Source organism: Olleya sp. ITB9 (assembly GCF_001315805.1).
Lineage (GTDB): Bacteria > Bacteroidota > Bacteroidia > Flavobacteriales > Flavobacteriaceae > Olleya > Olleya sediminilitoris.
Window position 1 is genome coordinate 1 of the sequence record NZ_BCBW01000026.1, and the last position, 24266, is coordinate 24266.

Genomic DNA, 24266 nt, shown 5'->3' on the forward strand with positions numbered 1-24266 from the left:
TACTGTATCAACACTACTTGGATTGTCTAAACTTACTGTAACGGTAGCATCATCGCCTTCTGTTACGGTTACATCACTGATACTTACTATTGGAGCATCATCATTATCTTCTATTGTTACTGTTCCGCTTGGGTCTGTGTTACTCGTGTTTCCACTAGTTACCGTTCCGTCGACTGTAAAGTCTTCATTTGGCTCGTCTGTTGTATCATCTGTTGTTGGAATCACAACATCTACACTTGTATCACCTGCTGGTATGGTAACTGTAATCGTTACTTCTGTATAGTCATCCGTTCCTGCTGTTCCCGTTGTCGTTACAATATCAACTACTGTATCAACACTACTTGGATTGTCTAAACTTACTGTAACGGTAGCATCATCGCCTTCTGTTACGGTTACATCGCCTATTGTGATATTAACTTTACATTCATCATCAAGAACTGTATCATTTTGCGCAGAACCAACAGTTTGACCATTATTAACATCGACATCACTTGGCACTCCTGTTGAACTGTTTACTGTTCCTATTAAAACTCCATTAGCATCAACAGATGAGCTATCAATAGCATCTCCTCCTTCAAAAGCATCAAAACATCCATCATTATCTGAATCTAAATCTAAATAATCAGGAGTACCATCATCATCAGTATCTACACTTTGACATGCTGACAAAATTAATTCAATTCCATCAGTACCTGTTCCAAATAATCCACCTTGAACAAATTCTAAAGTAAAACTTGAAATCTCACCATTTATCTGAAGTGATCCTGCTGCTGTTCCGTCCGGATCATTTTGAGTACTTTCTTGTGTATGACCAGAAGCTGCTGTAGGTAAATTAATACCTGAGTCAGAAGCTGTATTTGAAGTTACGTTAAAATCAGAAGTACCTGTCGATATTTGTGACCAACTTAAACCATTTAACAATGTTACTATAGCACCATTCTGAGTTGAAGCACCATCAGTTCCTCCTAATCTATCTAAATGTATAATAGGATTTGTTACAGTAATAGGATTACCTAATTCATCAACATAATTAACAGTAATAGAAGTTCCCCATACATAAGAACTTTCTAATGAAACTGAATTAGCTAATGTTTCTGACCAGAAGTCACCATTACTAAAGGACCCAGAAGTTAATGGTAACGAATTAGTCGTTGTTATTTCTGCTATAATTCCATTTCCAAAATCATATGAAGCTGTAGAGCCACTTATGTTCCAAGTACCTGATAAAATTTGAGAAGCACAGTATCCTTCGTTAGTATCTAAAATACCATCATTATCATTATCTAAATCACATCCATCAGGAACATTATCATTATCTATATCAATGGTATCATCAGAACCATTACAAATATCATTAGCATCAACAACACCATCATTATCTGAATCACATTGACCGTTTGAGTCAGAAGGGACTCCATCTTTAGAACCACCTACTGTTTGACCGTTTGTAGTGTTTACATTATTTGGAACTCCTGTAGTAGAATTAACTGCACCATCAAGAGAACCATCAGAATTAAGATTAGTTAATAAAATATTATCTCCACCTTCTAAAGCATCAAAACATCCATCATTATCTGAATCTAAATCTAAAAAATCTGGAACACCATCATTATCTGTATCTGTAGGCACACAATAGATTAACTCATAAAATTGCATAGTAACATTTGAGCTATTAGCAACCTCTTTACCTACAGTAATTGAAATTTCTGTTACTGGACCAAGTACTGACACTTGTACTGCATTACTAGGAGCGTTACCATTACTAGCACTACTTATTACTGTTTGCCCAAAAAACTCACCATTAGCTCCCAAATTTATATCTGTTAAGAGAACAGGTACATCATCACTTCCATTTAAAGCATTAAATTCAGCTACATCAGAAAAATCCAATCCACCAAATTTAAATTCAACATTGTATACTGGTTCTGAAAAAGTATAAGTATATACACCTACATCTCCAGAATAAAAACCAGTATTATTAGGCTGAGTATTAACATAAGCACCTGAAACACCTGCATTATTTTGACTACTAACTCCTGAATTCCAAGTAGCTGAACCTTGCAACTCGAATGAAGCATCTACAGTTACACCATTATATGAGTAAATATCAGTTACAAAAAAAGGATTTGAAGTATTATTACTGAAAGTACGTCCTAAATCAATAAAGTCTGAAGCACACTCAAAACCTTCATTAACATCTAAAATCCCATCATTATCATCATCTAAATCATCATTATCAGCTACACCATCTTCATCTGCATCATTTAACACAACAACAGTTACTTTTGCTGTATCACAGTTTGTGGGATTAATTGTTTCACATATTTGATATTCTAAAACATAGACACCTGCTTCAACAGATGCTGATACAGAAACTGCACCAGTAGAAGTATTTAAAGTAATCCCTGAGTCAGTAGAACTTACCTGAGTTAAAGTAACATCTGACAAAGAAGGAGAACCTGTTTGAAATACATCATTATTTAAAACGTTATTTATAACTTGACCACCAACGCCTTCTACTACTGTATTACCTTGATCATTTACAGCTTCAATATTAGATGCTGCTCTAACCTCAAAACCACCAAAAAAACCAACTCCTCTAACACCTCCAGTATTACCAAAATCAGTATAAACAACTTGTATGCTAGTGATTACTTTTGACCCAAAATCTATAACAGCAGAGCCATTATCATCATCCTGAGAAACTCCTCTAGTAGAAGCAGATCGAATTGTATTATTTGTAACTGTATCAATTTCAGTATTAGCAGGATCTACTATTGTTATAGACACGGGATCACCATCATTACTTGTAATGAATATTTCATCAACTCTATTTTGATTTTGATCAATATCAGATATTATAAAACTAACACCTGTTACAGGTGCGCTGAAAACTAAGTCTATAGTAACTGGAGAATCTTGATTAACCCTTCCATTATTAGCAGGATCGATAGCAATACCCAAATCATCTATACCTCCAAATTCACTACCAACATAATCTATTTGAGGAAATGTACCCTGAGAAGGGTTATCATAATAAACACCATCTGAAGGGTTTAAACTTGAAGTAATAGTTACAGAAACTGGATCATATCCAACAGGTGTCGTAAAAGGAATAGTTCCGGTAGTTGCACCAGGAGTCCAATTTGCTGTAGACCAATCTAAAGTAGATTGACCAAAAGTATTAATCACTGAAAAAAAAGTAATTAATATAACCAATAAAGATTTATTGAATACAGAAGTATTCAATAATAATCGATTAGAAATTTTCATAATGAGAGAATTGATTTTTTTTCTAAATTTTAATGCAGGGCTTTTATTGCTGTGGTAAAAACCGCACAGCGAAAATATAACATAGATTAAGTTTAGGGTTGAGTTAGACACTTAAAAGTGTTGATTTTCGTTAAAGTGTCAAATATAACGTTGATAAACACGAATAAAAATCAAACAAAAAACAAATAAAATCATTCAATAATAGTAAATAATCATAGATTAAAAACAAAAAAAAACGTTTAAGCGTTTGTTTTTTTTTTAAACAAACTAATTGATTAATTCATCGGAAATTCCGACCATTGGAAGAGGAAAATACACACAAAAATCATTGTAAAACTGTAAAAAAAATATGAGTATTAAATTGAAAAAAAATAAAACTAAAATTCCAATTATTAACTGTAGAAAGGATAAAACTAATCAAGATTAACCAACCTTAAAACTTTTATATTTTATATTTGCACAAATTGATTTTAATGAAATTTTTAGAAGAAATACAAAGAAGAAGAACATTTGGAATTATATCACATCCAGATGCAGGAAAAACAACATTAACCGAAAAACTTTTACTGTTTGGAGGAGCAATTAATGAAGCTGGAGCTGTAAAAAGTAACAAAATAAAAAAGGGAGCTACAAGTGACTTTATGGAAATAGAACGTCAACGTGGTATATCTGTTGCAACCTCTGTATTGGCTTTTGAATATAATGGAATAAAAATCAATATTTTAGACACTCCTGGTCACAAAGATTTTGCAGAGGATACATTTAGAACATTAACTGCTGTTGACAGTGTAATAGTTGTTATTGATGTTGCAAAAGGGGTTGAGGAACAAACTGAAAAATTAGTTGAAGTTTGTAGAATGCGTAATATACCTATGATTGTTTTCATCAATAAAATGGATAGAGAAGGTAAAGATGCTTTTGAATTACTTGATGAAATAGAACAGAAACTAAAATTAAAAGTAACACCACTAAGTTTTCCTATAGGAATGGGTTATGACTTCAAAGGTATTTACAATATTTGGGAGAAAAACATTAACTTATTTAGTGGTGATAGTCGTAAAAATATAGAAGACACAATAGAAATTAGTGATTTAAACAGTAATGAATTAAACACTTTAATAGGTGACAAAGCTGCAGAAACATTACGTGAAGAAATAGAATTAGTTGATGGAATTTATCCTGAATTTACAAATGAAGAGTATTTAAAAGGAGAGTTACAACCTGTATTTTTTGGATCTGCATTAAATAGTTTTGGAGTAAGAGAATTATTAGATTGTTTTGTTGAAATTGCACCTAAACCACGACCTAAACATAGTGAAGAGCGTTTAGTCAAACCTGAAGAAGATAAATTTTCTGGATTTGTATTTAAGATACACGCTAACATGGATCCTAATCACCGAAACAGATTAGCGTTTATTAAAATTGTTTCAGGTGAGTTTAAACGAAACACTCAATATCTACATGTTAGACATAATAAAAAAGTGAAATTTTCTAGCCCAAATGCTTTTTTTGCTGAAAAGAAAGAAATAGTAGACATTTCATACCCTGGAGATATTGTAGGCTTACAAGATACAGGAACTTTTAAAATTGGAGATACACTTACTGAAGGTGAGATACTGAATTACAAAGGGATACCAAGCTTTTCACCAGAACATTTCAGATATATTAATAATGCTGATCCACTAAAATCTAAACAATTATATAAAGGTATAGACCAATTAATGGATGAAGGTGTAGCACAACTTTTTACGCTTGAATTAAATGGACGAAAAGTTATTGGTACTGTTGGAGCTCTACAATATGAAGTTATACAGTATAGATTAGAACATGAATATGGAGCAAAATGTACATACGAAAACTTAAATGTATACAAAGCTTGTTGGATTGAGCCTACAGACAAAAAAAATGATGAATACAAAGAGTTTTTAAGAGTAAAACAAAGGTTTTTAGCAAAAGACAAAAGAGGTCAATTAGTTTTTTTAGCAGATTCAGCTTTTTCGTTACAAATGACTCAACAGAAATATCCTAGTATTAAATTTCATTATGTATCAGAATATGAATAAATAATTATTTTAAGAGCTTTTAAAGAACTTTTTAATAATAATCTATAAAACGATAAGCAAACATTTTATTTTAACTTTAAAAGACTATATAAATAAGCTTCTGAAATAGAAATTATAAAAAAAAACTATTAATATTAATCTTTCAATTACTAATTACTATTAAATTAGTATTTAATAAAAAACCTCTTTATAAAAATTATAAAGAGGTTTTTTTTATGCTTGACCAGTTGGACCAAAATTTAAAGGAATTGGTGGTTGTTCATAATCCTTAATTTCACCATGAGCTTTTTCAAAACGATTTACATTTTCACTTAAAGCTTTCATTAATCGTTTAGCATGTTGAGGCGTCAAAATAATTCTTGACTTAACTTTACTTTTAGGCGTACCTGGCATTATGCTAACAAAATCCACAACAAATTCTGATACTGAATGATTAATTATGGCAAGATTGGAATAAATCCCTTCTGCAATTTTTTCATCTAATTCAATATTAATTTGACCTTGTTTTGTTTTATTATCTTTAATATCTGACATTTAATTTATGTTTTAAACGAAGAATCCTGCATGTAAGCAGGATTCTTTTAATTATTATGATATAGAATTTAATCTATGAAACTAAAATTAGTTATAATTAACTTCTTGTTTAGCTTTCATCATTTGGTCAAATTCTTCTTTAGAACCTACAATTATGTTTTCATACGCACGCATACCTGTACCTGCTGGTATACGATGACCTACAATAACGTTTTCTTTAAGTCCTTCAAGTGTATCTACTTTACCACTTACCGCTGCTTCATTAAGAACTTTAGTAGTTTCCTGGAATGATGCTGCCGATATAAATGACTTAGTTTGTAATGATGCTCTTGTAATACCTTGTAAGATTGGCGTAGCTGTTGCTGGCTGTGCGTCTCTTGCTTCTACAAGTTGTTTATCTTCACGACGTAAGATTGAATTTTCATCTCTTAATTGGAAAGCAGATATGATCTGACCTTCTTTTAAGTTTGAAGAATCTCCAGCGTTTTCAACCACTTTCATTCCGAAAATATTGTCATTTTCTTCAATGAAATCAGATTTATGAGCTAATTGATCTTCAAGGAAAATAGTATCTCCAGAATCAATAATTCTTACTTTACGCATCATTTGTCTTACAACAACCTCAAAATGCTTATCATTAATTTTCACACCTTGTAAACGATATACTTCTTGTACCTCGTTAACTAAGTACTGTTGTACAGCAGATGGTCCTTTAATATTTAAGATATCATTTGGTGTTACAGAACCGTCAGATAATGGCATACCAGCTTTGATAAAGTCATTTTCTTGAACTAAGATTTGACTAGATAACTTAACTAGATATTTTTTAATTTCACCTAACTTAGATTCTACAATAATCTCACGATTACCTCTTTTTATTTTTCCAAAAGAAACAACACCATCAATAGCACTAACAACTGCTGGGTTAGAAGGGTTACGTGCTTCAAATAATTCTGTTACACGTGGTAAACCTCCTGTAATATCTCCTGCTTTAGCAGACTTACGTGGAATTTTAACTAAGATTTTACCAACTTCAACCTTATCTCCATCATCAATCATTATGTGTGCACCTACTGGTAAGTTGTAAGAACGAATTGCTTCACCTTTACCATCTTCTACAATAAGTGTTGGAATTAACTTTTTGTTTCTAGATTCAGAAATTACTTTTTCTTGGAAACCTGTTTGCTCATCAATTTCAACTTGATAAGTTATACCTTGTTCGATATTTTCATATCTAACTTTTCCAGCAAATTCTGAAATAATAACTCCGTTATATGGATCCCAAGAACAAACAACATCGTCTGCTTTTAGTTTATCTCCGTTTTTAACAAAAACGTGAGAACCATAAGGAATATTATTAGTACTTAAAGTAATACCTGTCTTTTTATCTACTAACTTAAGTTCTGAAGTACGAGAGATAACTACATCTACTTCTTTTCCATCGTTATCTAAACCTTTTACAGTTTTAAGATCTTCGATTTCTGCAACTCCATCAAACTTAGCTACTAATTTATTTTCTTCTGAAATGTTACCTGCAATACCTCCTACGTGGAAAGTACGTAGTGTTAACTGTGTACCTGGTTCTCCAATAGACTGTGCAGCAACAACACCTACAGCTTCACCACGTTGTACCATTTTATTGGTAGCTAGGTTACGACCGTAACATTGAACACAAATTCCTTTTTTAGCTTCACATGATAATGGTGAACGTACTTCTACAGCTTCAATTGGTGAATTTTCAATTCTTGCAGCTACTACTTCATCAATTAATTGACCTGCTTCAGCTAAAACCTCTTCAGTTAAAGGATCGTAAACATCGTTTAATGAAATACGACCAACAATACGTGCTTCAAGTTTTTCAACTACTTCATCATTTTTCTTTAAAGCTCTTACTTCAACACCTCTTAATGTACCACAGTCTTCACTGTTTACAATTACATCTTGAGAAACATCAACTAAACGACGTGTTAAATAACCTGCATCGGCAGTTTTAAGTGCTGTATCGGCTAATCCTTTACGAGCTCCGTGAGTTGATATAAAGTATTCTAAAATTGAAAGACCTTCCTTAAAGTTAGATAAAATCGGGTTTTCAATAATAGATCCTCCTCCTGCTGTAGATTTTTTAGGCTTAGCCATTAATCCACGCATTCCTGTTAACTGACGAATCTGTTCTTTAGATCCACGAGCTCCAGAATCAAGCATCATAAATACCGAATTGAATCCTTGTTGATCTTCTCTAATACGTTTCATTGACAGTTCTGTCAATTCTGCATTTGTTGAAGTCCAAATATCAATAACTTGGTTATAACGTTCGTTATTGGTAATTAATCCCATGTTATAGTTACCAGTAATACCATCTACTTTAGTATTTGCAGCATCAATCATTGATTGCTTTTCTGGTGGGATAATAATATCTCCTAAACTAAATGATAAACCACCTCTAAAGGCAAAGTTATATCCTAAAGTTTTAATTTCATCTAAAAATGCTGCAGTTTCAGGTACACTAGTTACTTTTAAGATATTACCAATAATATCTCTTAAAGATTTTTTAGTTAATACCTGGTTAATATAACCTGCTGCTGCTGGTACTTTTTCGTTAAATAATACACGTCCAACAGTAGTTTCAATAATTTGGTAAACTAACTCACCAGCTTCATTGAAATCTTTTGTTCTTACTTTGATACCAGCATTTAATTCTACTCTTTTTTCGTTGTAAGCAATTGTTACCTCTTCAGCAGAGTAAAAAGTTAATCCTTCTCCTCTAACTGGTACTTCTGGAGTAGAATATCTGTGCTTAGTCATGTAGTAAAGACCAAGTACCATATCCTGAGAAGGTACCGTTACTGGAGATCCATTTGCTGGATTTAATATATTGTGAGATGCCAATAATAATAATTGACATTCTAAAATCGCTTCAGGTCCTAATGGTAAGTGGACAGCCATTTGGTCTCCATCAAAATCGGCATTAAATGCAGTACATACTAATGGGTGTAATTGTATTGCTTTTCCTTCTATTAACTTAGGTTGAAACGCTTGAATACCAAGTCTGTGTAACGTAGGAGCACGATTTAAAAGAACTGGGTGTCCTTTTAAAACATTCTCTAATATATCCCAAACAACTGGTTCTCTTTTGTCTATAATTTTCTTTGCAGATTTTACTGTCTTAACAATACCTCTTTCAATTAATTTTCTAATTACAAAAGGTTTGTAAAGCTCTGCAGCCATATTTTTTGGTAAACCACACTCAAATAATTTAAGTTCTGGTCCAACAACAATTACAGAACGTGCAGAATAGTCAACACGCTTACCAAGTAAGTTTTGACGGAAACGTCCTTGCTTACCTTTAAGTGAATCTGATAATGACTTTAATGGTCTGTTAGAATCTGTTTTTACAGCAGAAGACTTACGTGTGTTATCAAATAATGAATCTACTGATTCTTGTAACATACGTTTCTCATTACGTAAGATAACTTCTGGTGCTTTAATTTCTACTAAACGCTTTAAACGGTTATTACGAATAATAACACGACGGTATAAATCATTTAAATCTGAAGTTGCAAAACGTCCGCCATCTAAAGGCACTAAAGGTCTTAATTCTGGCGGAATAATTGGCACTACTTTCATGATCATCCATTCTGGACGATTCTCTCTATTCTCATTAGACTCACGTAAAGCTTCAACAACTTGTAAACGCTTTAAAGCTTCCGTTTTACGTTGTTTAGATGTTTCAGTATTAGCTTTGTGACGTAACTCGTAAGATAACGCATCAAGGTCAATTCTTGCTAATAAATCAATTAAACACTCAGCTCCCATTTTAGCAACAAACTTGCTTGGGTCAGTGTCATCTAAATATTGGTTATCTTGAGGAAGCGTTTCTAAAATATTTAGGTATTCTTCTTCAGTTAAAAAGTCTAATTTTTGTAAAGGTTCACCTTCTTCATTTTTAGCATTACCTGGTTGGATTACTACATAACGTTCGTAGTAGATAATCATATCTAATTTCTTAGATGGTAATCCTAATAAGTATCCTATTTTGTTAGGTAAAGAACGGAAATACCAAATGTGTGCTACTGGCACAACTAAATTAATATGTCCAACTCTGTCACGACGTACTTTCTTTTCTGTTACTTCAACTCCACAACGGTCGCAAACGATACCTTTATATCTAATACGCTTATATTTACCACAAGCACATTCATAATCCTTTACAGGACCAAAAATACGCTCACAGAATAAACCATCACGTTCTGGTTTATGTGTACGATAATTGATAGTTTCTGGTTTTAAAACTTCACCTCTAGACTCTGCTAAAATAGACTCTGGTGATGCTAAACCAATAGAGATTTTATTAAACCTCTGTACTGTATTCTTATCTTGTTTTTTTGCCATAATTCTTATAGTGTTCAGTTTGTAAAGCAGTTTTAAGGTTTAAGTTAAAACTGCTCGACTCACTTAAAATTATTCTTCTAATCTAATGTCTAATCCTAATCCTTTCAATTCGTGCATTAATACGTTGAAAGATTCTGGTAATCCAGGTTCTGGCATTGGTTCTCCTTTAACAATAGCTTCGTAAGTTTTAGCTCTACCAACTACGTCATCAGATTTTACAGTTAAGATTTCTCTTAACGTTGCTGATGCTCCATAAGCCTCTAGTGCCCAAACTTCCATTTCTCCAAAACGTTGACCTCCAAATTGTGCTTTACCACCTAAAGGTTGTTGAGTAATTAATGAATATGGTCCTATTGAACGAGCGTGCATCTTATCATCTACCATGTGCCCTAATTTAAGCATGTAGATAACTCCTACTGTTGCAGGTTGGTCAAAACGATCTCCTGTTCCACCATCATATAAATATGTATGACCATATCTAGGGATACCAGCTTCATCAGTTAACTCGTTAATTTGATCTATTGTTGCACCATCAAAAATTGGAGTAGCATAAGTACGACCTAAGTCTTGTCCAGCCCAACCTAAAACGGTTTCATAAATCTGTCCGATGTTCATACGAGATGGTACACCTAATGGATTTAATACAATATCAACTGGAGTTCCATCTTCTAAGAAAGGCATATCTTCTTGACGTACAATACGTGCAACAATACCTTTGTTACCATGTCGTCCTGCCATTTTATCACCAACTTTTAACTTACGTTTTTTAGCGATGTAAACTTTAGCTAATTTAATAATACCTGCTGGTAACTCATCTCCTACTGATATAGTAAACTTCTCACGTCTAAGAGACCCTTGTAAATCGTTTTCTTTAATCTTGTAGTTGTGAATTAAATCTGCAACTAATTTGTTAGTATGGTCATCTGTTGTCCATGTACCACCAGTTAAGTGGGTATAATCATCAACAGCATTTAACATTTTTAAAGTGAATTTTTTACCTTTTGGTAATACTTCTTCACCTAAATCATTATAAATACCTTGAGATGTTTTACCGTTTACAATAGTGAAAAGTTTTTCAACTAATACAGACTGTAATTCATCAAATTTAGTATAATATAAATTCTCTAACTTATTAATATCTTCTTTATCCTGAGCTCTCTTTCTTTTATCTTTTACTGCTCTAGAAAATAATTTTTTATTAATAACAACACCATGTAATGATGGAGAAGCTTTTAATGAAGCATCTTTAACATCTCCTGCTTTATCTCCAAAAATGGCACGTAAAAGTTTTTCTTCTGGTGTTGGATCAGATTCTCCTTTAGGAGTAATTTTACCAATTAATATATCACCAGGTTTAACTTCTGCTCCAATACGGATCATACCGTTTTCATCAAGGTCTTTTGTAGCCTCTTCCGAAACGTTTGGAATATCATTAGTTAACTCTTCGTTACCTAATTTTGTATCTCTTACATCAAGAGAATATTCGTCAATATGTATAGAAGTAAAAATATCTTCACGAACAACTTTTTCAGAAATCACAATCGCATCCTCAAAGTTATACCCTTTCCAAGGCATGAAGGCTACTTTCATGTTTCTACCTAAAGCTAATTCACCTTTTTGAGTGGCATAACCTTCAGATAGCACTTGACCTTTAGATACTTTATCACCTTTTTTAACGATAGGTTTAAGGTTTATAGAAGTACCTTGGTTCGTTTTTCTAAATTTAACTAATGGATAAGTCTTAATATCACTATCAAAACTTACTTTAGCTTCGTCATCAGTTCTTTCGTATTTAATTACGATTTCGTTTGCATCAACGTATTGTACCACACCTTCTCCTTCTGCATTAATTAAAACACGAGAATCTGATGCTACTTGTCTTTCTAATCCAGTTCCAACGATAGGAGCTTGAGGACGTAATAAAGGTACTGCCTGACGCATCATGTTAGATCCCATCAATGCACGGTTGGCATCATCATGTTCTAAGAAAGGAATTAATGACGCTGATATAGATGAAATTTGATTTGGTGCAACATCTGTATAATGAATGTCTTTTGGATCCATTACTGGGAAGTCACCTTCCATTCTAGCAATTACCTTATCATGTAAAATTTTACCATCTTTATCAACTTTTACAGTTGCTTGAGCGATTAATTTTTCTTCTTCTTCTTCAGCACTTAAATATGTTGGAGCACTTTTAATATCAACAACACCATCTGTAACTTTTCTATAAGGAGTTTCAATGAATCCCATTGAATTTACCTTAGCGTATACAGATAATGAAGATATTAATCCAATGTTTGGTCCCTCAGGAGTTTCAATTGGACAAAGCCTTCCATAGTGAGTATAGTGAACATCTCGAACCTCAAATCCTGCTCTTTCTCTAGATAAACCTCCAGGTCCTAATGCAGATAAACGACGTTTGTGTGTAATCTCGGCTAATGGATTAGTTTGATCCATAAACTGAGACAACTGGTTTGTACCAAAGAAAGAATTAATTACTGACGACAACGTCTTAGCATTAATTAAGTCAATAGGTGTAAAAACCTCATTATCACGAACATTCATACGCTCACGAATAGTACGTGCCATACGAGCAAGACCAACACCAAACTGAGATGATAACTGTTCTCCTACTGTACGTACACGACGGTTAGATAAGTGATCAATATCATCAATCTCTGCTTTAGAATTAATAAGCTCGATTAAGTATTTTATTATAGTAATGATATCTTCTTTAGTAAGCACTTGCTTATCCATTCCGATATCTAATTGTAATTTTTTGTTCATTCTATAACGACCTACTTCTCCAAGAGAGTAACGTTGGTCACTAAAGAATAATTTGTCAATAATACCACGTGCAGTTTCTTCATCTGGCGGCTCAGCATTACGTAGTTGACGGTAAATATGTTCTACAGCTTCTTTTTCAGAGTTTGTTGGATCTTTTTGAAGTGTATTATGTATAATTGCGTAATCTCCTTGTTGTGCAGTTTCCTTGTGAATAAGGATAGTTTTCACATCAATTTCAAGAATTTCTTCAATATTTTCTTTATCTAATTCTGTATCACGATCTAAAACAATTTCGTTACGTTCAATAGATACAACTTCACCTGTATCCTCATCAACGAAATCTTCATGCCATGTGTTAAGTACACGTGCAGCAAGTTTACGACCAATAATTTTTTTAAGACCTGATTTAGAAACTTTAACTTCTTCAGCAAGATCAAAAATTTCTAATATGTCTTTATCACGCTCAAAACCAATAGCTCTAAAAAGAGTAGTTACAGGTAACTTTTTCTTTCTATCAATGTAAGCATACATTACTTGGTTAATATCTGTAGCGAATTCTATCCATGATCCTTTAAAAGGAATAACTCTAGCTGAATATAATTTAGTTCCATTTGCATGGAAAGACTGTCCAAAAAAGACACCTGGAGATCTATGTAATTGAGATACTACTACACGTTCTGCTCCGTTAATACAAAAAGTACCTGAAGGAGTCATGTAAGGTATAGTTCCTAAATACACATCCTGGACAATGGTCTCGAAATCCTCATGTTCAGGGTCTGTACAATATAACTTTAACCTTGCTTTTAGCGGAACGCTATAGGTTAGTCCTCTTTCAATACATTCTTCAATAGCGTATCTTGGTGGATCAATAAAGTAATCTAAAAATTCTAAAACGAATTGATTACGTGTGTCTGTAATAGGAAAGTTTTCCATGAAGGTATTATATAAACCTTCATCACCTCTTTCTTCAGATTTTGTTTCTAACTGGAAAAAATCCTGAAAGGATTTAATCTGAATATCCATGAAATCTGGGTACTCTGTTCTATTTATTATAGACGAGAAATTTAATCTTTCAGCTTGTGTTACTAACATCAATGGACGAAATTTTGATTAAAAAAATATTATTTTATATAGCTAATCACTATATACGACAAATGGTTTAGGTCGTAAAGCGTATGCTTCAGACCTAAACCTTTGTAAAATTATGTGGTAAGCTTACTTAAGCTCAACCTCTGCTCCTGCTTCTTCTAATGAAGTTTTTAAAGCTTCAGCTTCGTCTTTAGACACTGCTTCTTTAATTGGGCTTGGTGCTCCATCAACTAATCCTTTAGCTTCTTTTAAACCTAAACCAGTTAATTCTTTAACTAATTTAACTACTGCTAATTTAGAACCACCAGCTGCTTTTAATATAACATCAAATTCAGTTTGCTCTTCAGCAGCATCACCTCCTGCAGCAGGACCAGCTGCAACAGCTACAGCAGCAGCTGCAGGCTCGATACCATATTCATCTTTTAAAATAGTAGCTAACTCATTTACTTCTTTTACAGTAAGGTTAACTAATTGTTCTGCGAAATCTTTTAAATCTGCCATTTTCTATCGTTTTAATAATTTTTTAATAATATATAATTGTAAAAGTGCGTTCTTTTAAAATTATCCCTCTTTTTGAGATAATGTTTTTAAGATACCTGAAAGTGTTCCTCCACTAGATTTAAGAGCTGAAACAACGTTTTTAGCTGGTGATTGTAATAATCCAATGATATCACCAATTAACTCTTCTCTAGACTTGATGTCCACTAACATATCTAACTGGTTATCTCCTAAATAAACAGCTTCTTCAATAAAAGCACCTTTTAATAAAGGCTTTTCAGATTTTTTTCTGAAAGCTTTAATTAATTTAGCTGGAGCATTTCCAGTTTCAGAATACATCACAGATGTATTTCCTTTTAATACAGATGGTAAATCTCCGAAATCTCTATCAGAGGCTTCCATCGCTTTTTCAAGTAATGTATTTTTTACAACAGATAACTGTATGTTTGCTTTAAAACAAGCACGACGTAAGTCTGATGTAGTTCCTGCGTTTAAACCTGATATATCTGCTATGTAGATATTAGAATTGTCAGCTAATTGTGCAGTTAAGTCTTTAATTACTTGTGATTTATCTTCTCTTGTCATAATATAAAGTTTTTAACTACTTAACCTATTTTAGTATCAACAGCTATACTAGGACTCATTGTAGAAGACATAAAAATGCTTTTTACATAAACTCCCTTTGCAGTTGTCGGTTTAAGTTTCATAATTGTTGTTAATAATTCGTTTGCGTTATCTTGAATTTTATCAGCACTAAAAGATGCTTTTCCAATTGAAGCGTGAACGATACCAGTTTTATCAACTTTAAAGTCAATTTTACCAGCTTTAACCTCAGTAACAGCTTTTGCAACATCCATTGTTACAGTACCAGTCTTAGGGTTAGGCATTAAACCACGAGGACCTAATACACGACCTAAAGGACCTAATTTACCCATAACGCTAGGCATAGTAATGATTACATCTACATCTGTCCAACCGCTCTTGATTTTATCTAGGTACTCATCTAAACCTACATAATCAGCACCAGCTTCTTTAGCTTCTGCTTCTTTATCTGGAGTTACTAATGCTAATACTTTAGTGTCCTTACCAGTTCCATGAGGAAGAGATACAACACCTCTAACCATTTGATTAGCTTTTCTTGGGTCAACCCCTAAACGAATTGCTAAATCAACTGATGCGTCAAACTTAGTATTAGTTATTTCTTTTACTAATGCTGAAGCATCTTGTAAAGAATATACTTTATCCTTTTCAATTTTTGCTACAGCTTCTTTTTGTTTTCTTGTTAATCTTGCCATTTTTAAAATCTTTTTAGGTTAATTTGGTGCATCACCACCTTTAACAGTTATACCCATAGATCTTGCAGTACCAGCAATCATCTTCATTGCAGAATCTATAGTAAATGCGTTTAAATCTACCATTTTGTCTTCAGCAATAGTTTTGATTTGATCCCAAGAAACTTTTGCAACTTTCTTTACGTGTGGTTCTCCCGAACCTTTCTTTACTTTGGCCGCTTCTAATAACTGTACAGCAGCAGGTGGAGTCTTAATTACAAAGTCAAATGATTTGTCTTTGTAAACAGAAATCACCACTGGTAAAACTTTACCAGCTTTATCTTGAGTTCTAGCATTAAATTGCTTACAAAACTCCATGATATTTACTCCTGCAGCACCTAGAGCGGGTCCAACCGGTGGCGAAGGATTCGCTGCACCTCCCCTAACTTGTAGTTTAACTACTTTTCCTAGTTCTTTTGCCATTTTAAATAAATTAATTTGATGTTTTTAGTTAAGTGGAAGCTTAACCAACATATATTAGTGTAACACTTATTATATTTTTTCTACTTGCATGTAACTTAACTCTAATGGTGTTTTTCTTCCAAAAATCTTAACCATTACTTCTAACTTACGTTTTTCTTCATTAATGTTTTCAATAGTTCCGTCAAAACCATTAAAAGGTCCATCGATAACTTTAACAGTTTCTCCTTTTGTATATGGTATAGCTACATTTACATCAGCATCAACTGATAGCTCATCAACTTTACCTAACATTCTGTTAACTTCAGATTGTCTTAAAGGTAAAGGATCACCACCTTTAGTAGCACCTAAAAAACCAATTACATTTGTAATTGATCTAATTATATGAGGTACTTCACCAGTAAGATTAGCTTTAATCATGATATAACCACTAAAGTATACTTTTTCTTTATTGATTTTTTTACCATTACGAATTTGAACAACGTTTTCTGTTGGCACTAAAACTTGCTCAACATAATCTTGCATACCTAATCTAGCAATCTCGTTTTCGATATAAGTTTTAATTTTATTTTCTTGACCACTTACAGCTCTAACTACGTACCATTTTTTTTCTCCAACTTCAGCCATAAAAACCTATCCTGTTATAAGATTAAAATATAAACTAATAACTTTACTAAAAACAGTATCAATTCCCCAAATTGCTAAAGAGAAAATAATTGAAAAAACAGCCACTAAGATTGTTAAACTTTGTGCTTCTGACCAAGGTGTCCAAGTCACATTATTCTTTAACTCACCGAATGATTCTTTTATATAATTTACTATTCCAGCCATATTGTTCATTTAACATCTTCTTTTTGAAAGAAGACAATTATACTATTTCAAAACAAGCAAAATACAACTTGTTTTAATTTGCACGGGTTGAGAGACTCGAACTCCCGACACCTGGTTTTGGAGACCAGTGCTCTACCAACTGAGCTAAACCCGTAAATATAAATCAAGGCACTTTGAAAACAAAGCGCCTTAATTTTATATTTTATAAACTATAATTTAGTCTAAAATTTCAGTTACCTGACCTGCACCTACAGTTCTACCACCTTCACGTATAGCGAAACGTAGTCCAACATTCATTGCAATTGTGTTAATAAGCTCAACAGTAATTGTTAAGTTATCTCCAGGCATAACCATTTCTACTCCATCAGGTAAAGCAATGTTTCCTGTTACATCAGTTGTACGTACGTAAAACTGAGGACGGTAGTTATTATGGAATGGAGTGTGACGTCCACCTTCTTCTTTTTTAAGAATATAAACCTCTGCTTTAAATTTAGCGTGAGGTGTTACAGAACCTGGTTTAGTAATAACCATACCTCTTGAGATTTGAGACTTCTCAATACCTCTTAATAAGATACCAGCATTATCTCCAGCTTCTCCTCTATCTAATATTTGACGGAACATCTCAATCCCTGTAATTGTAGATGTTAACTTTTCAGCTCCCATACCAATTATCTCAACAGGATCTCCTGTATTAGCTACACCAGTTTCGATACGTCCAGTTGCTACTGTACCACGACCTGTAATAGAGAATACATCTTCAATAGGCATTAAGAAAGGCTTGTCCATATCACGAACTGGCTCTTCAATCCATGCATCAACAGCTGCCATTAATTCCATAACAGTATCAACCCATTTTTGCTCACCATTTAAAGCTCCTAATGCAGAACCTGACACTACAGGTCCATTATCACCATCATACTCATAGAAAGAAAGTAATTCTCTAACTTCCATATCTACTAATTCAAGCAATTCTTCATCATCAACCATATCCACTTTGTTTAAGAATACTACGATTCTTGGGATACCAACCTGACGACCTAATAAGATGTGCTCACGAGTTTGTGGCATTGGCCCATCTGTCGCAGCTACTACTAAGATTGCACCATCCATTTGAGCAGCACCTGTTACCATGTTTTTTACGTAATCGGCGTGACCTGGACAGTCAACGTGTGCATAGTGACGATTAGCTGTTTGATATTCTACGTGTGAAGTATTAATTGTAATACCTCTTTCTTTTTCTTCAGGAGCGTTATCGATAGTATCGAAATCTCTTGCTTCTGATAAACCTGCATCAGCTAATACTTTAGTAATAGCAGCAGTTAAAGTTGTTTTACCGTGATCTACGTGTCCAATTGTACCAATATTTAAGTGTGGTTTTGAACGATCGAAAGTTGCCTTTGCCATGTTTTAATAATTTAATCTTAGTTATATAATAATATTAGTGTATTCTTACTTATCGTCTTTAAATTGAGCCAATGACGGGAATTGAACCCGTGACCTCTTCCTTACCAAGGAAACGCTCTACCCCTGAGCTACACCGGCTTAAATATTAGAGCGAGAGACCGGGTTCGAACCGGCGACATTCAGCTTGGAAGGCTGACGCTCTACCAACTGAGCTACTCTCGCAATTATTTAAAATCCTTTTGTTTAAAATCACTTTTAAAAAAAGTGGGGAGAGCAGGATTCGAACCTGCGAAGACGTAGTCAGCAGATTTACAGTCTGCCCTCGTTGGCCGCTTGAGTATCTCCCCTATTTTAAACTTATCACTCTATTAAAGAACTTAAACAAAATTAAAACATTTTTTTTATTTTAACCTTATTTTTTTGAGCCGATGGAGGGACTCGAACCCACGACCTGCTGATTACAAATCAGCTGCTCTAGCCAGCTGAGCTACATCGGCTTTTTTTGCTATTTTTACTTCTAAAAAAAGCCCGCTATTTCTAACGGACTGCAAATGTAAATATTTATTTAATTATTCAAAACATTTTTTTAAAATATTTTAAAAATTTTCTCTAATTTTTTCTTTTCGCTTTTTTAATTGACGTTGAAGTGAAGCAATTGCTATGCCTGTACCCTCTTCAAAAGACTTACATTGTTTTTTAACTACTAAACTATCTCCTGGTATATTTATCTTAGCTTCAAAGATTTTATTAAGCTTGTTACTTCTTTTTTCAACTTTAAGATATACTTCAGACTGAATGACTTTATCATAATACAATTCTAGCTTATTCATTTTTTTTTGAATAAACTCTAATAACTGAGGTTCTGCATTAAAATTGATTGCTTGTGTGTTTACCTTCATAATTTACTTTTTTGTGGTTAAACATTTATTTTTTACTTCTTGGATGGCTTTTAGCGTAGACTTTTTTTAATTGCTCTATACTATTGTGTGTATAGACTTGTGTTGCTGCTAAACTTGAATGCCCTAATAACTCTTTAACTGCATTTAGCTCTGCTCCTTGATTTAATAGATGTGTTGCAAATGAATGTCTAAGTATGTGTGGACTTTTTTTCACCTTACTTGAGGCTATACTAAAATAATCATTTATAATCCTGTAAACAAGTGTTTCGTATATTTTAACTCCTTTTTTGGTTAGAAATAAATATTGATCATCATCTATTAATTCTAGTTTTTTTCTAACTTCAAGATACTTTTGAATACTGTTAATTACAGAATTTAATAGTGGAATTAACCTTTCTTTGTTTCGTTTACCTAAAATTTTGATGGTTTTATTTTCTAAATCTACATCACTTAATTTAATATTTATTAACTCAATACGTCTTATTCCTGTTGAATAAAACAATTCAATAATTAATTTATTTCTTAAGCCTTCAAATCCTGAAGCCAAATTAATTTTATCTAAAACTGTTTCGATTTCTTTTTCAGAAAATGGTATTTGAAGTTTTTTACTTGTTTTTAATGCTTTATGTTTTGAAAGCGGATTAACTTTTACTTCTTCTATTTTTAGCAGAAATTTATAAAAACTATTTAATGCAGACACTTTTCTATTTATGCTTCTATTAGTTAAGCCACTTTCTACTAAATTAATAATCCACGTTCTGATTTGTGCATAATTAACTTCTGTAATAGAGTTTAAAGCATCTTGTTCCTCTAAAAAAAGTAAAAAAGACTGAATATCTTTATTATAAGCATTGACCGTTAGCTTGGAATATTTTTTTTCAAGCAATAAGTAGTCTATAAAAGCATTAATTAACATTGATTGAGACTATTTTATATTTATAAATATAGTGTTTTGTGATTGACTACAAGTAAAACGAAAAAATCCCACTAAAAATAAAGTGGGATTTTAATTATTATAATGCCTGAGAAGTTATACTGCTTCTTGATCTCTTAATAATTGAACGTATTGCGCTTTTTGCACTTTAGCTCTGTTTTGTACTGAAGGTTTTAAAAACTGCTTACGACCTTGTAAAGCTCGTCTAGTACCAGTTTTATCAAACTTACGTTTGTAGCGTTTTAAAGCTCTTTCTATATTTTCTCCTTGTTTAATTGGTATTACTAACATGGTGTCTTAACCTCCTCTCTTTTAAAATTTTGAGGTGCAAATATAAGAACTAATTTAAAATTCTCAATTTTATTTTTAAAATAACTTAACGACTTACAATGTTGACCAAACAGAATAACTTTTAGGAGGTGCTTGAATTTTAACCCACTTACCAGATTGTGTTACTGGTTGCCAACTTGAATGTCCCGTATAATCTTTTATTGTAGTACTTGACCAATTAGTTTCTACCCATCTTTCTTGCCAAGTATCAGAATTATTAATATAAACGATTAAACCTGATGAATTATTACCATTACGTTTAGCGATGTATTCATCGTTATCTACATGTAAAATAGAAGTACTTCCACTAGCTAAATTATTATGAATCCAAATTAAGTTATTTAGACTTGCTTTATTTAACCACTCTTCATAATCCTTATAGAATATTGTTGGATAGCCTTCATGTGTTAAAATATAAGCATAGGCTAAAATCTTATTATTTATAATCTCGTCAGTATCATGGTTTGTAACAAATGTCATTGCTTTAGATGCATTTTGTTTCCAAAGCATATTATCATTTAATGCATTTAAATTATTTCCCATAAAAGCATCTTTCATTTTATAATAACAAGCAAAATCAAAAGCACTTGCATTTGCAGAACTTGTCCACCAATCTAATGTCGAAACATTGCTGTCCCAATATTCTCCAACTGAAAAACCGCCAACTTCATCTTTCCAAGCCTTAACTACCCATGGCTCGAAACCTTTAACATAATCAAAACGCCAACCATCAAAACCTATAACATCTCTGTAATATTTAGCGACACTATTTGAATTTTTCCATAACCAATCTTGTACATAGGTTTGATTATGACACAAATCAGGAAAGCCTCCAAATACACCAGAATCGTTTGAATGTGCATTATTAGGATGAAAATCTGTTGCGGATCTGTAAAATTTACCAGAAAGTGGATTAAAATCTGTCCATGTGCTTCCACCTGTATATGGATTTGCTTCGCTATTACCTCCACTATTGTGATTAATCACTATATCAGCAATAACACTTAGTCCACTTTGGTGTGCTAAATCTATTAATGACACGAGTTCTGTTTTAGAACCAAATCTAGTTTCAACACTTCCCATTTGGTCATATTCACCAAAATCGTAATAATCAAAAGGATCATAACCCATAGAAAATGGACCATTTTGTGCTTTTGATACAGGTGGTAACCAAATAGCGTCAATACCTGCATTACTCCAATCTTGAACTTTTGCTTTTACTGTATTCCACCAATTACCTCCAGCTGGAACGTCCCAATAAAAAGCTTGCATCATTACACCTGAGCCAATGGGTTTTAAACCTGCTCTTTGACTACTAGTATTGTTTACGGATTTTTCTTTTACAGAATCTGTAAGTACGTCATCATTACTACAACTGTAAGTAAAGACTATCGAGACGTACAGAATTATTAATTTTAGTTTTTTCATGTTATTTGGGATTAGATTATACCTAAAACTAATCCATTACACATCAAAAACAAAACGTTTTATTTCACGAAAACGTTTTCGTGTTGACAAATAATTAAAAAAAACATGTAATTTTATCAAAAACACAAAATCACACGCTTGTTTTGATTTTATTATACTTTTGAAATATTTACTCTTTCTTATATAAAGATGATCTTTTGGTTAGATCATTAATTAATTTTTCATCTTCTTCACTTTCTAATAAAGTGTTGTAGTTATCCCAAAACTGTTTGTTATATGGTTTAACTGAAAAAATATCAGGATCCCAATCTTGTTGTAATGCTGTTTCGACTTTTTCTTGATCTTGAATAATTTCTGTAAATAAAATCTCTTGTACTGTATAATAAAAACGTTCTTCTTTATTAAACTGCGCTTCTTCTTCTTTATTAATTTTACCTGTTGGTTTATAACCTACGTTTACTAATTTAGGAGTCTCATAGTAAATATAGTTAGGATACATCCTATCTTGATACTCTGTATAAGAGATCACTAATTTGTGATTAATTTGAGTATCAAATAACGTTTTACTTCTACTTTTTTGAGCTTTAGATCCTGCTTTAAGTTGGTATTCAATTTTTTTAACAGCAAAATTATCCCAATAAATATAAATCCAACCACCAGCAATATAACCTTCGTTATAAATGCCTTTTGTATTTAAACCTACAAAATCTTCACTTTTATTGATTTGAATCTTGTAAATTTTTCTTTCGTTGTCTACTAGAATAGTATCTAACTTAAATTGATGTGTTTTTAAAATATTGTCACCAAATAATGCATTAGGGCTTTTTGAATTACGAACAAGGTTAAGTTTTCCTTTAAATAAATTTTCTAAACCATTAACACGCGTATCATTCCATTTAATGGATTTTATTAATGATTCTTTTTTAATAGTATCACGTCGTAAATTTTTTGGTCTTAAGTTTACGTTAGCATTATATTTTAGGTAAGTTGAATACGAAAACAAACTATCAACATCACGTTGGTCATAACTTTTTCTGACTTGATCAACATTAATTTTAATATTGTCTTTTCCTCCAGACACATAACTGGAGTCATCATATAAAGTGATTGCACTTTCAACTAACCACTTAAACTGTTTTTTATTCCGCTCTTTATGTCTTAAAAATCCTTTCTGTAAATATGGTTGTTCTGGCAAATTATCTTGTAATTTTTCTAAAGCACGAAGTACAATATCATTACCTGTTTTAGGTCTGTTTTCTGCAACTATCAAAATTTCGTCTAAAGACGCGACATCTTCTTCAAGCAAAATATCAAAATCATTATCAAATTGATCGACAGTAGTTTTAAAACTTTTAAATCCAATTGATGACACAACTATGGAGTCGTTTTCAAACTCTTTAGGAACTAACAACACAAATTTACCATCGGCATTTGTTATTGTTCCTATGGTTGTATTTTGTACATAAACACTTGCATTTTCAATTGGCATCATCGTCATAAAGTCAACGACCTTATTTTTTAATTCGGTTTGACCAAAAGAGAAGCATCCAAACAGTAACAATATTATAATTACTGTTGGTTTAATGTTTAAAAATTTCATTTTAAAATAATTGTATTTATAAGTTTATGTAGCTTGTCTAAAATCTAAAACAATATTACCATTTTAGCGATAATTAAAAAACTAATTTCCGCTAAAACAGTAACCATTATATTATGTAGCTGGCTTATAATCTTTACCATCTATTACCATTTTAGCGATAATTAAAAGACTAATTTTCGCTAAAATAGTAACCTTTAGATTATGTAGCTGGCTTATAGTCTTTACCATCTATTACCATTTTAGCGATAATTAAAAGACTAATTTTCGCTAAAACAGCAACCTTTATATTATGTAGCTGGCTTATAGTCCTTTCCATATATTACCATTTTAGCGATAATTAAAAGACTAATTTTCGCTAAAACAGCAACCTTTATATTATGTAGCTGGCTTATAGTCCTTTCCATCTATTACCATTTTAGCGATAATTAAAAGACTAATTTTCGCTAAAACAGC

At 32.4% G+C, this 24266-nt stretch carries 17 protein-coding genes and 5 tRNA genes; 1 reads left to right on the forward strand and 21 read right to left on the reverse strand.

The window, feature by feature from the left end:
• On the reverse strand, positions 1 to 3273 hold a 3273-nt coding region (locus ITB9_RS07460; RefSeq protein ID WP_148638403.1), incomplete at its 3' end, for a Calx-beta domain-containing protein.
• Positions 3274 to 3746: 473 nt separating this feature from the next.
• Here ITB9_RS07460 and ITB9_RS07465 point away from each other — a divergent pair.
• A complete protein-coding gene (locus tag ITB9_RS07465; RefSeq protein WP_054851740.1) occupies positions 3747 to 5336 on the forward strand; it encodes a peptide chain release factor 3 in 1590 nt (529 codons plus the stop codon).
• Between the two features lie 213 nt (positions 5337 to 5549).
• Here the strand turns inward: ITB9_RS07465 and ITB9_RS07470 are convergent, their stop codons facing one another.
• The 20 genes from ITB9_RS07470 to ITB9_RS07565 all read right to left on the reverse strand — a co-directional run bounded on the left by ITB9_RS07470 (position 5550) and on the right by ITB9_RS07565 (position 23813).
• Complete coding sequence (locus tag ITB9_RS07470) at positions 5550 to 5870, reverse strand: DUF3467 domain-containing protein (protein WP_028290291.1); 321 nt, start codon at positions 5868 to 5870, stop codon at positions 5550 to 5552.
• Between the two features lie 87 nt (positions 5871 to 5957).
• Positions 5958 to 10259 carry a DNA-directed RNA polymerase subunit beta' gene (gene rpoC, locus ITB9_RS07475; RefSeq protein ID WP_054851741.1) on the reverse strand — a complete coding sequence of 1434 codons (4302 nt, stop codon included), beginning with the start codon at positions 10257 to 10259 and terminating at the stop codon, positions 5958 to 5960.
• Between the two features lie 69 nt (positions 10260 to 10328).
• Positions 10329 to 14141 (reverse strand): DNA-directed RNA polymerase subunit beta, encoded by a 3813-nt coding sequence (gene rpoB / locus ITB9_RS07480; RefSeq protein ID WP_054851742.1) that lies wholly within the window; start codon positions 14139 to 14141, stop codon positions 10329 to 10331.
• Between the two features lie 123 nt (positions 14142 to 14264).
• Positions 14265 to 14639 (reverse strand): 50S ribosomal protein L7/L12, encoded by a 375-nt coding sequence (gene rplL, locus ITB9_RS07485; protein WP_028290294.1) that lies wholly within the window; start codon positions 14637 to 14639, stop codon positions 14265 to 14267.
• A gap of 60 nt (positions 14640 to 14699) precedes the next feature.
• A complete protein-coding gene (gene rplJ, locus ITB9_RS07490) occupies positions 14700 to 15221 on the reverse strand; it encodes a 50S ribosomal protein L10 (protein ID WP_028290295.1) in 522 nt (173 codons plus the stop codon).
• Between the two features lie 20 nt (positions 15222 to 15241).
• Positions 15242 to 15931, reverse strand: a complete 690-nt coding sequence (gene rplA / locus ITB9_RS07495) for a 50S ribosomal protein L1 (RefSeq protein WP_028290296.1) — start codon at positions 15929 to 15931, stop codon at positions 15242 to 15244.
• Positions 15932 to 15949: 18 nt separating this feature from the next.
• Positions 15950 to 16390 (reverse strand): 50S ribosomal protein L11, encoded by a 441-nt coding sequence (gene rplK / locus ITB9_RS07500; RefSeq protein WP_028290297.1) that lies wholly within the window; start codon positions 16388 to 16390, stop codon positions 15950 to 15952.
• Between the two features lie 69 nt (positions 16391 to 16459).
• Entirely contained in the window at positions 16460 to 17014 is a 555-nt protein-coding gene (gene nusG / locus ITB9_RS07505; RefSeq protein ID WP_028290298.1) for a transcription termination/antitermination protein NusG, read from the reverse strand.
• 6 nt (positions 17015 to 17020) lie between these two features.
• A complete protein-coding gene (secE, locus tag ITB9_RS07510) occupies positions 17021 to 17218 on the reverse strand; it encodes a preprotein translocase subunit SecE (RefSeq protein ID WP_028290299.1) in 198 nt (65 codons plus the stop codon).
• Positions 17219 to 17299: 81 nt separating this feature from the next.
• Positions 17300 to 17372 (reverse strand) — tRNA-Trp (locus ITB9_RS07515).
• 62 nt (positions 17373 to 17434) lie between these two features.
• A complete protein-coding gene (tuf, locus tag ITB9_RS07520; protein WP_028606821.1) occupies positions 17435 to 18622 on the reverse strand; it encodes an elongation factor Tu in 1188 nt (395 codons plus the stop codon).
• A gap of 66 nt (positions 18623 to 18688) precedes the next feature.
• A tRNA-Thr gene (locus ITB9_RS07525) sits at positions 18689 to 18760 on the reverse strand.
• An 11-nt stretch (positions 18761 to 18771) separates the two neighbouring features.
• Positions 18772 to 18844: transfer RNA gene (locus ITB9_RS07530), tRNA-Gly, on the reverse strand.
• A gap of 43 nt (positions 18845 to 18887) precedes the next feature.
• Positions 18888 to 18969 (reverse strand) — tRNA-Tyr (locus ITB9_RS07535).
• 76 nt (positions 18970 to 19045) lie between these two features.
• Positions 19046 to 19119, reverse strand: a tRNA-Thr gene (locus tag ITB9_RS07540).
• A 99-nt stretch (positions 19120 to 19218) separates the two neighbouring features.
• A complete protein-coding gene (hpf, locus tag ITB9_RS07545) occupies positions 19219 to 19521 on the reverse strand; it encodes a ribosome hibernation-promoting factor, HPF/YfiA family (RefSeq protein ID WP_054851743.1) in 303 nt (100 codons plus the stop codon).
• A 25-nt stretch (positions 19522 to 19546) separates the two neighbouring features.
• A complete protein-coding gene (locus tag ITB9_RS07550; RefSeq protein ID WP_054851744.1) occupies positions 19547 to 20437 on the reverse strand; it encodes a tyrosine-type recombinase/integrase in 891 nt (296 codons plus the stop codon).
• Positions 20438 to 20551: 114 nt separating this feature from the next.
• A complete protein-coding gene (gene rpsU / locus ITB9_RS07555) occupies positions 20552 to 20746 on the reverse strand; it encodes a 30S ribosomal protein S21 (protein WP_028290303.1) in 195 nt (64 codons plus the stop codon).
• A gap of 93 nt (positions 20747 to 20839) precedes the next feature.
• Complete coding sequence (locus tag ITB9_RS07560; protein ID WP_054851745.1) at positions 20840 to 22213, reverse strand: alpha-amylase; 1374 nt, start codon at positions 22211 to 22213, stop codon at positions 20840 to 20842.
• Between the two features lie 169 nt (positions 22214 to 22382).
• Complete coding sequence (locus tag ITB9_RS07565) at positions 22383 to 23813, reverse strand: carboxypeptidase-like regulatory domain-containing protein (protein WP_054851746.1); 1431 nt, start codon at positions 23811 to 23813, stop codon at positions 22383 to 22385.
• Positions 23814 to 24266 lie beyond the last annotated feature (453 nt).